The following is a 13,523-nucleotide window of genomic DNA, read 5'->3' as shown; positions in this document are numbered from 1 at the left end:
TCCCGTTCTTGTGTACAAACGCACTGAAAAAACAGTCGTTCAGTTTGGTCTTTGTTAGCTACGATATGAGCCGTTAATGTCGATGTAGCCATGAGTTAGGTCACACGTCCAGACGGTGGCTGTTCCTGTGCCGAGGCCGAGATCAACGGTGATGTCGATGTCCTGCCCCTTCATATGTGCGACGACGGGTGTTTCGTCATAATCGGTGACGACACTGCCTTCCTTCGCAATCCAGACGCCACCCATGGCTATCGCGAGTAGATCACGGTCTGCGGGTTCACCACTTTTACCGACAGCCATGACAACGCGGCCCCAATTTGCATCTTCCCCAGCGATGGCGGTTTTTACCAAGGGAGAGTTTGCAACGCTGAGCGCAATTTTGTGGGCCGATGCATCAGACACGGCGCCGGTGACATCGATGCGAATTTGTTTTGTCGCGCCCTCGCCATCACGCACGACGAGCAGTGCGAGTTCTTGAAGAATCTCTTGCAAAGCGGTGCGGAAGCTTTCGAGCGCCGGAGCATCGGCATCTGTGATCGCCGCGTGAGGTGCTTGTTGCGTAGCGAAAGCCATCAGCATGTCGGATGTTGACGTATCCGAATCGACAGTAATGGCGTTGAAGCTTTTTTGGCAAAAGCGTGTCAGCAGGGTCTGCAGAACGTCCTGCGGCAGGCTGGCATCCGTGACGACATAGGCCAGCATGGTGGCCATGTCCGGTGCGATCATGCCGGAGCCCTTGGCAATGCCCTGAATGCGGACGGGGGTGCCGTTAATCGTGATATCGCGGCGGGCGGCTTTAGGGAAAGTGTCCGTCGTCATGATGGCTCTGGCCGCTTGGGCCCAGTGTGCATCAGATAAGCCAGCTTGGGCTGCAGGCAAGGCGTTTATAATGCGCTCTGGCGGCAGGACTTCTCCAATGACGCCGGTGGACGCCAAGAAAATCTCATTTTTTGGGCAAGAGAGTTGTGCTGCGAGTGCCGTTGCACAGTCGTCAACGGTTTGACGGCCAGCGCGGCCTGTGAAGACATTCGCATTCCCGGCATTAACGAGCAGGGCGCGTGCTGTCGGGGTTTTGAGAGCTGCGCGGCACCATTCGATCGGTGCGCCGGGGCACTGATTTTTTGTGTACACGCCGGCAGCAATTGTTCCGGGAACAAATTCTGCCAGCATCAGATCTGTGCGGCCAGCATAACGAATGCCAGCCGCAACAGCTGAGAGGCGCACACCAGGCACCGTTGCAAGGTCCGGAAGAGGACGGGCGAGCGGGGAGACGGTGATAGGCGTGGCCATGATGTACCTTAGAGTCGAGTGGTGATTACTTTTGAGCAGGAGCAGCCGGAGCAGGCGCTGCCGTGATTGGCTTGCCCTGTGCGTCAAAGTGCACCACGTTTACTTGAGCTTCAGCCTGCTGCACAACATCACGGACCTTCGCACGGATCACTTCTTGACGGATTTGGTCATGAAGTTGCTCGAATGTCGGGACGGGTGCTGTGCGTGAGCCCAGAACCTGAATGACGTGGTAGCCGTACTGTGTGTGCACTGGCGTTTGGGAAATGGTGTTAGCCTTCATGGAGAATGCAGCGTCAGCGAATGCTGGCAGCATGTCACCCTTCTTGAACCAACCCAGATCGCCACCATTTGCGCCTGCTGAGCCCTTGTCCTTGGACAGTTGAGCGGCCAGCTTACCGAAGTCAGCGCCATGGTTGAGTTGCTTGATGATGTCCTTCGCCTGTGCCTCGGTTTCTACGAGGATGTGGCGAGCATGGACTTCTTGCTCAGGCTTTTGGTTTGCGTAATGCGTTTGGTAGTAGTCGTGCAGTGAGGCTTCAGAAACCTGCGGTGCGACTTTCTCTTCCAGATACGCATTTTGCAGGGCGCCATTTGCTGCGGCGTCCATGGATGCCTTCACGTCTGGCTTGTTTTGCAGGCCTTCTTTGTCAGCAGCGATTTGGATCGCCTTTTGGTCGACCAGTTGGTTCACCAACAGAGGAATCAGCACGGAAGGCTGAAGCTGGCGTGCTTGTGGTGGCAGGCTGGATGCGGCGTGCTGAACATCACCAAGTGTAATTTTCTGGCCGTTAACCGTAGCGATGACCATGGTTGGGCTCGGCGGTGTTGCTGGCGCAGCGGCCGGAGCAGGTGCAGCTGCTGGAGCAGCATGTGCAGGGGAAAGAGCGAACGACGCAGCTGAGAGGAGCGTTGCACCGGCGAGAAGAGAGCGGTTAAGCCGCATGAAAATACCTCGAACCAATATGAAGTGAGGATGAATAACAGGGCAGCACCATGACAAAGCCCGCGCGTCCTCGCAAGGGTGTCATCTGTTACTATTCGGTCACATGGAAGAGAAAAGGGGCTATCGGCGACGTTTTTTGTCGTGTTGAATGGAACAATAAGTGTGTTTCCGGTGGGTTTTGGGCTGCTCTGCATTGACCAGAGGCGGTCCGGGTCCTATTTCCGACACGACGTGAAAACAGATTTAGCTTGGGTTGTGCCTTCGTTTCGGTCGGAAATGGAGGAGTGATTCAGGCCCCGGCATTCAAGGTTCAGCATGTTCGCACGCCTCGCCCGCGCCGTCTTCGGCTCCGCTAATGATCGTATGCTCAAGGCGTATCAGCGCCGTGTGCCTGAAATTAACGCGCTTGAAGCATCGGTTCAGCCCCTCTCTGATGACGAGTTGCGTCAGCGCACGACTGTGTTCCGTGAGCGGATTGCTAAGGGGGAAACGCTTGATGCGCTTCTGCCAGAAGCTTTTGCCGTTTGCCGTGAAGCGTCACGCCGTGTTTTAGGCAAGCGCCATTTTGACGTGCAGCTGATTGGCGGCATGGTTCTTAATGATGGCCGTATTGCTGAAATGCGTACAGGTGAAGGTAAGACGTTGGTGGGAACACTGGCGGTTTATCTCAACGCGCTGACAGGTAAGGGCGTTCACGTTGTGACGGTGAACGACTATCTGGCTAGCCGTGATGCGGAAGAAATGTCTGTTCTGTACAGCTTCTTGGGGCTGACGACGGGCGTTATCATTCCCAATCTGTCGGATGATGAGCGCCGCGCGGCTTATGCGTGTGATATCACTTACGGGACGAATAACGAATTCGGCTTCGATTATCTGCGCGATAATATGAAGTATTCCCTCAACGATATGGTGCAACGTCCGTTCAACCACGCGATTGTGGATGAGGTGGACAGCATTTTGATCGATGAAGCGCGCACGCCGTTGATCATTTCTGGTCCGGCGGAAGATAGCTCCGATCTGTATCGTTCCGTAGATGCGGTTGTGGCGCGTTTGGTGCAGGTGCCGGATGCGTTTGATAAAGATGAAAAGCAGAAGAATGTTACGCTGACCGAAACGGGGTCAGATGCTGTTGAGACGCTGTTGCGTGATGCTGGAGTGATGCCGGAAGGCGGGCTTTACGATATTCACAACGTTGCAGTGGTGCATCACGTTCAGCAGTCTTTGCGTGCGCATACCCTGTTTACACGGGATGTGGATTACATTGTCCGTGATGGTAAAGTCGTCATTATTGATGAATTTACGGGCCGTATGATGGATGGCCGTCGTTATTCAGACGGTTTGCATCAGGCGCTGGAAGCAAAAGAAGGGGTGGAAATCCAGCAAGAAAACCAGACGCTGGCTTCTATTACCTTCCAGAACTATTTCCGTCTTTACCCGAAGCTGTCTGGCATGACCGGTACGGCCATGACGGAAGCGGATGAGTTTGCGGAAATTTATAATCTAACGGTTGTAGAAATCCCGACGAACCGTGCGATCCGCCGTCAAGATACTGATGATGAAGTGTATCTGACTGCCGTTGAAAAATACGATGCTGTTGCGAACTTGATTGAAGAAGTTCACGCAAAGGGGCAGCCGATCTTGGTGGGGACGACCTCCATTGAGAAGAGCGAGTATCTGTCAGAGCTGCTGAACAAGCGTAAGATCAAGCATAGCGTGCTCAATGCACGTCACCACGAAAAAGAAGCCAGCATTGTGGCTCAGGCTGGTGCGCCGGGTGCGATTACGATCGCGACGAACATGGCGGGCCGTGGGACGGATATTAAGCTGGGCGGCAATACGGATATGATGATCCATGCTGCCGGTGTAGGTGTAGAGGATGAGGCTGAGCTGAACCAGATTGCTGAGCGTATTCAGCAAGAAGTGGCCAAGGGCCATGAAGCGGTGATGTCGTCTGGTGGTTTGTACGTTATCGGTACGGAGCGCCATGAAAGCCGCCGTGTGGATAATCAGTTGCGTGGTCGTGCGGGCCGTCAGGGTGATCCGGGTAATTCACGCTTCTTCCTATCTTTGGAAGATGATCTGATCCGTATTTTCTCAGGCGACCGTATGGGTGGCCTGATGCAGAAAATGGGTCTGAAGGAAGGCGAAGCCATTGTTCATCCGTGGATGAATAAGGGCATTGAAACGGCGCAGAAGCGCGTTGAAGCGCGTAACTTTGATATGCGTAAAAACACACTGAAATACGATGACGTGATGAACGATCAGCGTAAAGAAGTGTACGCGCAGCGCCGTGAATATATGGCGCAGGATGACCTTTCTACGGTTGTAACCGAGTTCCGTAACGAGACAGTAGTGGAACTGGTACACGCGCATATCCCTGAAAAATCCTTCCCTGAAGCGTGGGATATGGAGGGGCTGTCTAAAGAGGTTATTCGCGTTCTGAACCTTGAATTGCCGCTGCTTGATTGGGCAAAAGAAGACGGCGTTGATGTTGACGTCGTCATTGAGCGCATTGAAGCAGAAACGGAGAAGGCGCAGGCTGCACGTGCTGCAAATATGGGGCCTGACCTCATGCGTCTGGTCGAAAAGCAGGTTGTGCTCACAACATTCGATGCCGTGTGGAAAGAGCATTTGCATGGTCTGGACCAGTTGCGCCAAGGCATTGGCTTGCGTGCGTATGGTCAGCGTGATCCGCTGAATGAGTACAAGCAAGAAGCCTTCCAGATGTTTACGCATATGCTGGATGATATGCGTATCCGTGTAACGCAGACGATGTCACGGATTCAGACCGTTGCTGAACCGCCTGCTTATCCGACAGTACCAGAAATGTCTGCGCCACAGGCAGAGGCTGGTGAGCCGGATGAACAGACGCTGCGTATGTGGCGTGAGACGGTGGCGCGGAATGCAAATTGTCCGTGTGGGTCTGGTGTGAAGTTCAAGCATTGCCACGGCAAGTTGGCCTAAGCGATACTAGGGACTAATTGTGCGGGGCATTGCTCCGTTATTGCAGGAGGCGTGATGCCTCCTGTGTTGTTGATAAACCGAAGGGGAGGTGCAGGAACGTTAAGTTCCTGCCGGGGTTCAGGGTAAGGCTCTGAAGGGTTAGCCCCGGTCTCACCTCCGCATGAGAGGGAACAGGCAGGCATGGCTGGTCATTCACAATTTAAGAACATTATGCACCGTAAGGGTGCGCAGGACGCAAAACGTGCAAAGCAATTTGCTAAGGTTCTGCGTGAAATTACAGTTGCTGTGCGTTCGGGCCTGCCTGACCCATCGTCCAACCCGCGTTTGCGTGCGGCTCTTTCTGCCGCACGTGAAGTTAATATGCCAAAAGATAACGTTGAACGCGCGATCAAGAAGGCATCAGGCGCAGCGGGTGGTGAGGATTACGTAGAAGTTCGCTATGAGGGCTATGGCCCGGCTGGTGTGGCGATCATCGTTGAAGGTTTGACGGATAATCGCAACCGTACGGCGGGTGAAGTGCGCGCTGCGTTCTCAAAGCATGGCGGGTCTATGGGGGAATCTAACTCGGTATCCTTCATGTTCCAGCGCTTGGGTGTTGTATCCTATGCCAAGGATGTGGCGTCTGAAGATGATATGCTGGAAGCTGCGATTGAAGCCGGTGCAGATAATGCTGTCACGACGGATGAAGGTCATGAAGTGACCTGTGCCATGGAAGATTTGTTTGCGGTCCGTGATGCGCTGGAAGCGCGTTTTGGTGAGCCGAAATCAGCTAAGCTGGATTGGCGTCCTGAGAATACGATTTCTTTGGATGAGGAAAAGGCACGCAGCGTTCTGAAGCTGATCGACGTGCTGGACGATAATGATGACGTTCAGGCGGTGTACGCGAATTTTGACCTGCCAGATGATGTCGCAGAGGCGCTCTCCGCTTGATCCGCATTATGGGGATCGACCCCGGCTTACGCTTTATGGGCTGGGGTATTATTGATGTGGACGGGAACCGTCTGCGTCATGTGGCGTCCGGGGTGATTGGTACGGATGGCGCGGAATCGGTGCCGCTGCGTTTGTGTGAACTGCATGGGCGTTTGCAGGCCTTGATCCGTGAATATGCCCCGGCGGAAGCCGCAGTAGAAGAAACCTATGTTAACCGAAATGGGGCTTCGACGCTGAAGCTGGGTTATGCGCGTGGCGTTGCGCTTTTAACTCCGGCCTATGAAGGTCTGCCTGTGGCGGAATATGGGGCCATGAAGGTTAAAAAATCTGTGGTGGGCACGGGGTCTGCGAGTAAAGAGCAGGTCACGATGATGATTAAGCGCCTTTTGCCCGGTGCAGAAATTTATAAAGCCGATGCTTCGGACGCGTTGGCCGTGGCGATTTGCCATGCGCATCATCGGGCCAGTGCATTGCAGGTGGCGCAAGGGAGGCGCATGGCGTGATCGGTCAGTTAACCGGGCTTGTTGGCCAGATTGAGGGTGAACGCTGCATCGTGGATGTGAACGGTGTGGGGTATGTGGTTTCGGCCTCAACGCGGACGCTGGCTTCGGTGCCGATGCCGCCTTCAGTGGCGCGGTTTCTGATTGAGACGGTGGTGCGTGAAGACGCCATTTTGCTCTATGGTTTTGCGACCACTGAGGAGCAAGAGTGGTTCCGCTTGTTGACCACGGTGCAGGGCGTCGGTGCTAAGGTTGCTTTGGCCATTTTGTCTTCGAATGCGCCGGGGGATTTGTTCTTGGCGATTAATGCTGGGGACCGTGGATCTTTAACCCGTGCTGCGGGTGTCGGGCCGCGTTTGGCGGACCGTATTTTGAGCGAGCTTAAAAACAAAATTGCTAAAATGCCGGTCGGGGCCGCTACGATTGCGGCCTCCGGCGGTGTTGTGACCCCTGCTGCGGAAACGGGGCTGGAGGGTGATGCGCTCTTGGCGTTAGCGGGACTTGGTTTCCGCCGTGCAGAGGCGTGGCCTGTGGTGAAGAAAGTTTTGGCGGAGCATGACGGGGCGAGTTTGGATCTTGTGATTCGGTTGAGCCTTAAGGATTTGGCACGATGAGCGATATGCGCCCAACCGATGCGGCTAAGCAGCCGGATGATCTCAATGAGGGTGGTATTCGGCCTGAAAGCCTTGCGGATTTTACCGGGCAGAAGGCGAGCCGTGAAAATCTTTCTGTCTTCATAGAAGCCGCACGGGCGCGCGGTGAGGCGCTGGATCATGTGCTGCTGCATGGCCCTCCGGGCCTTGGCAAAACGACCTTGGCGCAGATTGTGTCGCGTGAGTTGGGTGTGGGGTTCCGTGCAACCTCTGGGCCAGTGATTCAGCGTGCGGGTGATCTGGCGGCGATTCTGACCAATTTGCAGCCGCGTGATGTGTTGTTCATTGATGAAATCCATCGCCTTCAGCCCGCGATTGAAGAAATCCTTTATCCTGCGATGGAAGATTTCCAGTTGGATCTCATCATTGGGGATGGCCCGGCGGCGCGGTCGGTTCGTATTGATCTGGCGCCCTTTACGCTTGTGGCCGCGACGACGAGGGCGGGGCTTCTGGCAACGCCATTGCGTGACCGCTTTGGTATTCCGTTGCGCCTGGTCTTTTATACACCTGATGAATTGCGGGCGATTGTCTCTCGTGGTGCTTTAAAGCTGGGCATGCAGCTTCAGCATGAGGCGGCGGAAGAAATTGCTCTACGCTCCCGTGGGACACCGCGTATTGCAGGGCGTTTGTTGCGGCGTGTACGTGACTTTGCGCTGGTTGCGGGTAAGCCGGTGATTGATCGTGCGTTGGCGGATGCGGCTTTGTCTCGTCTGGAAGTGGATGCACGCGGTTTGGATGCGATGGACCGACGGTATTTGATGCGAATCGCTGAGCATCACAGGGGTGGTCCGGTCGGTGTGGAAACCGTCGCCGCAGGGTTGGCTGAAGCACGGGACACGCTGGAAGATGTGATCGAGCCGTATTTGATTCAGGAAGGTATGGTGCTGCGGACAGCGCGTGGTCGTATGTTGGGTGCGCCCGGCTGGAAGCACTTGGGGCTGACACCGCCGGAAGGGCATGCGCCGTCAGATGCGGTTGATCTGTTATCGCCTTTGGATCACACTTCTTCCGATCTTTGATCGGGTGAGGGAATGTTCTTCTTTTTCTGAAGAAAAAGAAGCAAAAAGACTTTTGCAAGTTGGGGGACGGTGTTGGTTACAAGGCTTCGTCCCCTAATGGATAAGAGTTTTTTTGGTTCTTTTTTGCAAAAAGGAACAGTCAAACCTCTCATGCAGTAAATCCAGAAAACGATCATTATTTAATCTGTGACGGAGTAATCCGATGGCGACGCATAAAATCCAGTTTCGCGTGTATTATGAAGATACGGATGCTGGGGGGATTGTTTATCACGCTCGTTACTTGGCTTTTGCGGAACGTGCTCGGAGTGAAGCCATGCGCTCGGCCAACGCGGCCGTGACGGATTTGCTCAAATCGGATGGGATTGGATTCGTCGTACGGCAGGTTGGGGTGCGTTACCGTACGCCTTTGCGCCTAGAAGATGTGATGGAAGTGGAAACGGCTTTGGTCGCGTTAACGCCCGCGCGCTTGAAGTTGCAGCAAACAATCCGCAATGCGGAACGCTTGGAAGAGCAAGCCGTTATTTTGGACGTAGAATTAGCGTGTATTGAAATGGATACGCTTAAACCTGCTCGAATTCCGCCACATTGGTGTGACGCTATACGAAAATTGGAAGCGGGAGAGCACTGACCCACTTTTCTGTTTCCGCCTTAAGTGTCATGGAAGGTTCTGACCCGTAAAAACAATGCCGGATCAGGACAGGAGAATATTGTGGATCATGACGTGACTTCGAGCGCGCTAGGAGCGGTCGGTGCGGCTGGACTATCGCCGTTAGACTTGTTTCTGCACGCTTCCATCGTCGTCAAATTGGTGATGATCGGGCTGATCCTGTGCAGCGCCGGTGTCTGGGCGATTATTGCAGAGAAATTTTTCTTGCTGCGCCGTGTGAACCGTGAGGCTACGGCCTTTGAAGACCGCTTTTGGTCCGGTGGCTCTTTAGACGAACTGTACGAATCTGATGGTGCACGCCCGACGCATCCTCTCGCCGCTGTTTTTGGTGCGGCTATGGGTGAGTGGCGCCGTTCTGCGCGTATTACCGGCATTGATTTGGTGCATGGTGGCGTGAAGGACCGTGTGGACCGTGCGATTAGCATTACGGTTGGCCGTGAGAATGACCGTCTGGGTGCGCGTCTTGTGTTCTTGGCAACCATTGGCCCTGTGGCACCGTTTGTCGGACTGTTCGGGACGGTATGGGGCATTATGCATGCCTTTGGGTCCATTGCCGCGATGCACAATACGAATCTTTCCGTTGTGGCACCCGGTATCTCCGAGGCGCTTTTTGCAACGGCTATTGGTCTCGTAACGGCGATTCCTGCTTATGTGGCGTATAACGTGACAGGGGCGGCACTGGATCGTTTCTCAGACCGTATGGATGCGTTTGGCACAGAGTTCGCGGCCATTCTCTCGCGCCAGTCTGAAGAGCGTTCAGAAGGGAAGAGCTGAACCATGGGCATGTCCGCAGGAGGAGGTGCGCGCAGAGGAGGCCGGAGGCGGAATCGCGCGTCATCTGAAATTAACGTCACACCTTTGGTGGACGTCATGCTGGTGCTGCTCATCATCTTTATGGTGACGGCGCCGATGATGACCAGTGGTGTGAATGTTGATTTGCCCAAGACGGATGCCAGCCCTGTTAATGCGGATACGAAACCGATTACGGTTTCTCTCCGTGGGGATGGCTCGATCTATTTGGGTGAGGATGTTGTATCCGGAGATCAGCTTGTGGCGCAGTTGAAAGCGTTAGCGCAGGATGACCCGAATCACCGTATTTTTGTGCGTGCTGATGCGCACATTGATTATGGCCGTGTCATGCAGGTCATGGGGCAAATTACGTCTGGCGGGTTTACGCATGTGGCGTTGTTGGCTCAGCAGCCGCAGAGCGGTCCTTAAAAGGAGCCTACCCGGTGGCTTTTTCCCGCCGCTCGGATCGCCGGCGTTTTCGCGGCGCGCTTCTGGCTTCGGTTGGGGCGCATGGCGCTCTGATCGTGTATTTGTTGGTGACGATCCCGTTTTCCAAACCCCCTGAGCCGCCGGAACCACCGGCGGTTGAGATGCAGTTTGAACAGGCAGGCCCACCGACGCATCCTATAAAAGCGGATCATCCGGCACCGAAGCCAGCCCCTGCGCCGGCTCCGGTTCGTAATGATGCGCCCCCCGCGCCGACACCGCCGGAAAAGGCACCAACGGAGGAGCCACCGCCGCCCCCTCCGCCGCCGCAGGCTGTGCCCCCCCCGCCGGAAAGCAAACCCACGCCGCTCCCACCGTTGAAGCTGCCGCCAAAGGTCACGACGCCGGAGCCGTCCCCGACGCCTGCTGCCCCGCCGCGTCCATCGCCTCCGTCAGAGTCGAAGATGGTGGCACCGCCATCACCGCAGACGCAGAAGGTGGATACGCTGCCTGATACGCCGAAATTCTCGCATATCACGCAGGATCATCCGACGAAGAATGCACAGCCGGATAGTCATTCGCTTTTGGCGACGCTGGACAGCTTCCGAGCGGATCAAAAGCAGACACATGCGGCGCATGCACGGGCGAACCCGCCGCAAGGTGGAGCGCCAGATGGTGGTGGTGTGCCGAATGGTGACATCACGAAGGCGCTTAGCCTTGGTGATCAGAAGGCCATCGGTGCGTCCGTACGCCGTTGCTATACGGAAGATACGGAAGCCCGGAACTATGCCAGTTTCACGGCGCATATGATCGTCACCATTGATGCGCAGGGTGAAGCGCGCTTGGCACGTTTTGCGCCAGAAACGGCGGCGCGTGCGGCGAGTGATCCGTCTTATCGTGTGTTGGCTGAACGAGCACGGGACGCGGTGTTAAGCCCGACCTGTGCACATCTTCCTATTCCTGGAAACTTGTTGGGCAAGACGCATGAGTTGCGTTTTGTGTTCCGACCATAATTTTTGAAGGGTAACCTGAATGTCCTTCCTGTCTGATCGTGACGCTGAGACACTGAGTGCTGTTTTCTCCCGCCGTAAGGTTTTAGCCGCAACGGCAGGGGGGCTGATGGTCTCTCCATTAGCGGCTTTCGCGCAAAGTGCTGCGGCACCGGGTGAAGCTGAGATTACGGTGGATCAAGCGCGACAAGCGCCGATCCCCATTGTAGTGCCGAGTTTTGGTGCGGGGTTGGGTGCGCAGATTTCGGGGGTTATTGCCTCTGATTTGAGCAGCACGGGTCTGTTTAAGGTGATGGATGGCAGTGTGCCGCCGGGTTCCACGCCTGATTTTGCCGGGCTGAAGGCACAGGGTGCCCGTGCTGCTGTTGCGGGCCAGGCGATTGGCAGTGATAGCGTTCGTGTGGAAATGCGTTTGTGGGATGTGGTTGCTGGTCAGCAATTACAGGGCACGGCGTATACGGCGTCTCAACTGAATTGGCGGCGCATCGCACACATTATTGCTGATGTGATTTATGAGCGCATGTTGGGTGAGAAGGGGTATTTTGATACCCGTATTGCTTATATTGCGCGCACGGGGCCGCGTCGTCATCAGATCACGCGTTTGGCTCTGATGGATCAGGACGGCTACAACCAGCGCATGCTGACGGGTGGGCAGTGGCTGACATTGACGCCGCGCTTTAATCCGGTGCGTGATCAAATTGCGTTTATGTCTTACGCGAATAACCGCCCGCGTGTGTATCTGTTCGACTTGGGTTCTGGTCGTCAGCAAGTGCTTGGTGCGTTTGATGGTATTTCGTTTGCGCCACGTTTTGCGCCGGATGGGCAGCAGGTTGTGCTGTCTGCCACGCGTGGGAGTGGTTCAGACCTCTACGCTGTGGATTTGGCCTCTGGTGGGAAGCGCCAGCTGACCAATTCTGGCGGAGCGATTGATACAAGCCCATGCTTTAGCCCTGACGGCAAACAGATTGTCTTTACGTCAGATCGTGGTGGTAGCCCGCAGCTTTACGTCATGAGTGCTTCTGGTGGTGGGGCGCAGCGCATTTCGTATGGTTCGGGTCAGTATGGATCACCGGTATGGTCACCACGCGGTGACTTGATCGCGTTTACGCGTATTGGCGGTGGTGGCTTCTCTCTGGGCGTGATGAATCCAGATGGTACGGGCGAGCGTATTTTGACCAAGGGTTTCACGGTTGAGTCGCCAACTTTCTGTCCGAATGGTCGTGTTTTGGCCTTCTGCCGTCAAACGGCTTCAGGGGCTGGTGGTGCGGGTTTCTCCTCCGGGATTGGTACGATTGATATCACTGGGTTTAATGAGCGTCTGTTGCACACGGGCACGGGAGCCTCTGACCCAGCATGGTCTCCGTTGAACGGTTAAAGAGTCGTTTAAGATGTTGGGTGGGATCTTTTAGGAAATCCCGCTATGGACTCACTGCGGAGCAGCTCCGCAGTGAGTGCATGTTACTGAGATGATATTCTGTATGATTGCTCAGAAAATGGCAGTTTTCAGGGGGTAATATGTGACAATAAAGAGACATTTTCATAGTCGTGTCATGTGTTTGGCATAGCATGTGCCTTGGGAATCGTTTTGCCGCAATAACAGTGCTTGACCGTTGATTTGAGTCATGAGTATGGGCGTTTGTGACCAACGTTTTTTACAGTGGATAGTACGGCGGCAGGCATTGCAGTCGGGTTATCAGGGAAGGGAGACGTGGTCCCGCTTTCCGCGATTTTAGTCGCTCTTAATGGCTCCTGATTATAGGGGTCGCTCTCAGGATTTGAGAAACATGAAGTTCAAGGTCTTTGGTGCGCTGGGTTTGGCGCTTGTTCTCGCTGCGTGTTCTGATGGCAATACGAATGCAGGTAATGCAACGGGTGCGACCAATACGGCTGCTGTTGCGCCGGATGCCGGTCCAGTTCCAGGCAGCGAAGCTGACTTGGTAGCGAATGTGGGTGACCGCGTTTTCTTCCCGCTGAATTATTCTCAGCTGACGGACGAAGCACGTGCAACGCTGGATAAGCAAGTTGCTTGGTTGGCGAAGTACCCACAGGTCACCATCCAGCTTGCTGGTAACTGTGATGACCGTGGCACGGAAGAATACAATATTGCTTTGGGCCAGCGCCGTGCGAATGCAGCACGTGACTATCTGGTGGCAAAGGGTGTGAGCGCTTCGCGCATCAGCACGATCTCTTATGGTAAGGATCGCCCAACAGCTGATGGTGATGATGATGCATCATGGACGCAAAACCGTAACGCGATTACCTCTGTTAAGTAATCGTTTTGCGTTGCGTGAGCGTTTGAGAGAGGCCGGGGGAGTTATTCCCCGGCCTCTTT

13 protein-coding genes are annotated in these 13,523 nt (G+C 55.0%); 11 read left to right on the top strand and 2 right to left on the bottom strand.

Going from position 1 to position 13,523, the window contains the following annotated elements; genetic code table 11:
• Positions 1 to 54: 54 nt before the first annotated feature.
• Together argJ and KB213_RS04615 are read right to left on the bottom strand one after the other, a co-directional pair.
• Entirely contained in the window at positions 55 to 1,290 is a 1,236-nt protein-coding gene (argJ, locus tag KB213_RS04620; protein WP_211680831.1) for a bifunctional glutamate N-acetyltransferase/amino-acid acetyltransferase ArgJ, read from the bottom strand.
• 25 nt (positions 1,291 to 1,315) lie between these two features.
• Positions 1,316 to 2,233, bottom strand: coding sequence for a peptidylprolyl isomerase (locus KB213_RS04615; protein ID WP_211680830.1), 918 nt, complete (start codon positions 2,231 to 2,233; stop codon positions 1,316 to 1,318).
• 315 nt (positions 2,234 to 2,548) lie between these two features.
• On the opposite strand from KB213_RS04615, the gene secA reads away from it, so the two are divergent.
• The 11 genes from secA to pal all read left to right on the top strand — a co-directional run bounded on the left by secA (position 2,549) and on the right by pal (position 13,464).
• The gene (gene secA, locus KB213_RS04610) at positions 2,549 to 5,197 is read left to right on the top strand and encodes a preprotein translocase subunit SecA (RefSeq protein WP_211680829.1); all 2,649 of its coding nucleotides are present in this window, start codon (positions 2,549 to 2,551) and stop codon (positions 5,195 to 5,197) included.
• 180 nt (positions 5,198 to 5,377) lie between these two features.
• Entirely contained in the window at positions 5,378 to 6,127 is a 750-nt protein-coding gene (locus KB213_RS04605; RefSeq protein WP_068170448.1) for a YebC/PmpR family DNA-binding transcriptional regulator, read from the top strand.
• Positions 6,124 to 6,630: a crossover junction endodeoxyribonuclease RuvC gene (ruvC, locus tag KB213_RS04600; RefSeq protein WP_068170451.1), complete on the top strand. Its 507-nt coding sequence runs from the start codon at positions 6,124 to 6,126 to the stop codon at positions 6,628 to 6,630. Before KB213_RS04605 ends, ruvC begins: the two co-directional genes overlap by 4 nt.
• Complete coding sequence (ruvA, locus tag KB213_RS04595; protein WP_211680828.1) at positions 6,627 to 7,241, top strand: Holliday junction branch migration protein RuvA; 615 nt, start codon at positions 6,627 to 6,629, stop codon at positions 7,239 to 7,241. Before ruvC ends, ruvA begins: the two co-directional genes overlap by 4 nt.
• On the top strand, positions 7,238 to 8,299 hold the full coding sequence (gene ruvB / locus KB213_RS04590; protein ID WP_211680827.1) for a Holliday junction branch migration DNA helicase RuvB: 1,062 nt from the start codon (positions 7,238 to 7,240) through the stop codon (positions 8,297 to 8,299). The genes ruvA and ruvB overlap by 4 nt, the downstream gene beginning before the upstream one ends.
• A gap of 202 nt (positions 8,300 to 8,501) precedes the next feature.
• Complete coding sequence (ybgC, locus tag KB213_RS04585; RefSeq protein ID WP_068170458.1) at positions 8,502 to 8,927, top strand: tol-pal system-associated acyl-CoA thioesterase; 426 nt, start codon at positions 8,502 to 8,504, stop codon at positions 8,925 to 8,927.
• A gap of 81 nt (positions 8,928 to 9,008) precedes the next feature.
• Positions 9,009 to 9,740 carry a protein TolQ gene (gene tolQ / locus KB213_RS04580; protein WP_068170537.1) on the top strand — a complete coding sequence of 244 codons (732 nt, stop codon included), beginning with the start codon at positions 9,009 to 9,011 and terminating at the stop codon, positions 9,738 to 9,740.
• Positions 9,741 to 9,743: 3 nt separating this feature from the next.
• Positions 9,744 to 10,184, top strand: coding sequence for a protein TolR (gene tolR, locus KB213_RS04575; RefSeq protein WP_211680826.1), 441 nt, complete (start codon positions 9,744 to 9,746; stop codon positions 10,182 to 10,184).
• Between the two features lie 14 nt (positions 10,185 to 10,198).
• The gene (locus KB213_RS04570; RefSeq protein WP_211680825.1) at positions 10,199 to 11,194 is read left to right on the top strand and encodes an energy transducer TonB; all 996 of its coding nucleotides are present in this window, start codon (positions 10,199 to 10,201) and stop codon (positions 11,192 to 11,194) included.
• 19 nt (positions 11,195 to 11,213) lie between these two features.
• Entirely contained in the window at positions 11,214 to 12,566 is a 1,353-nt protein-coding gene (tolB, locus tag KB213_RS04565; protein ID WP_211680824.1) for a Tol-Pal system beta propeller repeat protein TolB, read from the top strand.
• A gap of 409 nt (positions 12,567 to 12,975) precedes the next feature.
• Positions 12,976 to 13,464: a peptidoglycan-associated lipoprotein Pal gene (pal, locus tag KB213_RS04560; protein WP_211680823.1), complete on the top strand. Its 489-nt coding sequence runs from the start codon at positions 12,976 to 12,978 to the stop codon at positions 13,462 to 13,464.
• The last annotated feature ends 59 nt before the right edge of the window (positions 13,465 to 13,523 follow it).

Source organism: Neokomagataea anthophila (genome assembly GCF_018122595.1).
GTDB classification, from domain to species: domain Bacteria; phylum Pseudomonadota; class Alphaproteobacteria; order Acetobacterales; family Acetobacteraceae; genus Gluconobacter; species Gluconobacter anthophilus.
Note: the sequence above shows the minus strand (reverse complement) of the source record. Positions and strands in the feature narration are given on the sequence as shown.

Coding starts and splice junctions, on each gene's coding strand:
- argJ (WP_211680831.1), bottom strand. CDS start 1,290: ATGGCCACGCCTATCACCGTCTCCCCGCTCGCCCGTCCTCTTCCGGAC.
- KB213_RS04615 (WP_211680830.1), bottom strand. CDS start 2,233: ATGCGGCTTAACCGCTCTCTTCTCGCCGGTGCAACGCTCCTCTCAGCT.
- secA (WP_211680829.1), top strand. CDS start 2,549: ATGTTCGCACGCCTCGCCCGCGCCGTCTTCGGCTCCGCTAATGATCGT.
- KB213_RS04605 (WP_068170448.1), top strand. CDS start 5,378: ATGGCTGGTCATTCACAATTTAAGAACATTATGCACCGTAAGGGTGCG.
- ruvB (WP_211680827.1), top strand. CDS start 7,238: ATGAGCGATATGCGCCCAACCGATGCGGCTAAGCAGCCGGATGATCTC.
- ybgC (WP_068170458.1), top strand. CDS start 8,502: ATGGCGACGCATAAAATCCAGTTTCGCGTGTATTATGAAGATACGGAT.
- tolR (WP_211680826.1), top strand. CDS start 9,744: ATGGGCATGTCCGCAGGAGGAGGTGCGCGCAGAGGAGGCCGGAGGCGG.
- tolB (WP_211680824.1), top strand. CDS start 11,214: ATGTCCTTCCTGTCTGATCGTGACGCTGAGACACTGAGTGCTGTTTTC.
- pal (WP_211680823.1), top strand. CDS start 12,976: ATGAAGTTCAAGGTCTTTGGTGCGCTGGGTTTGGCGCTTGTTCTCGCT.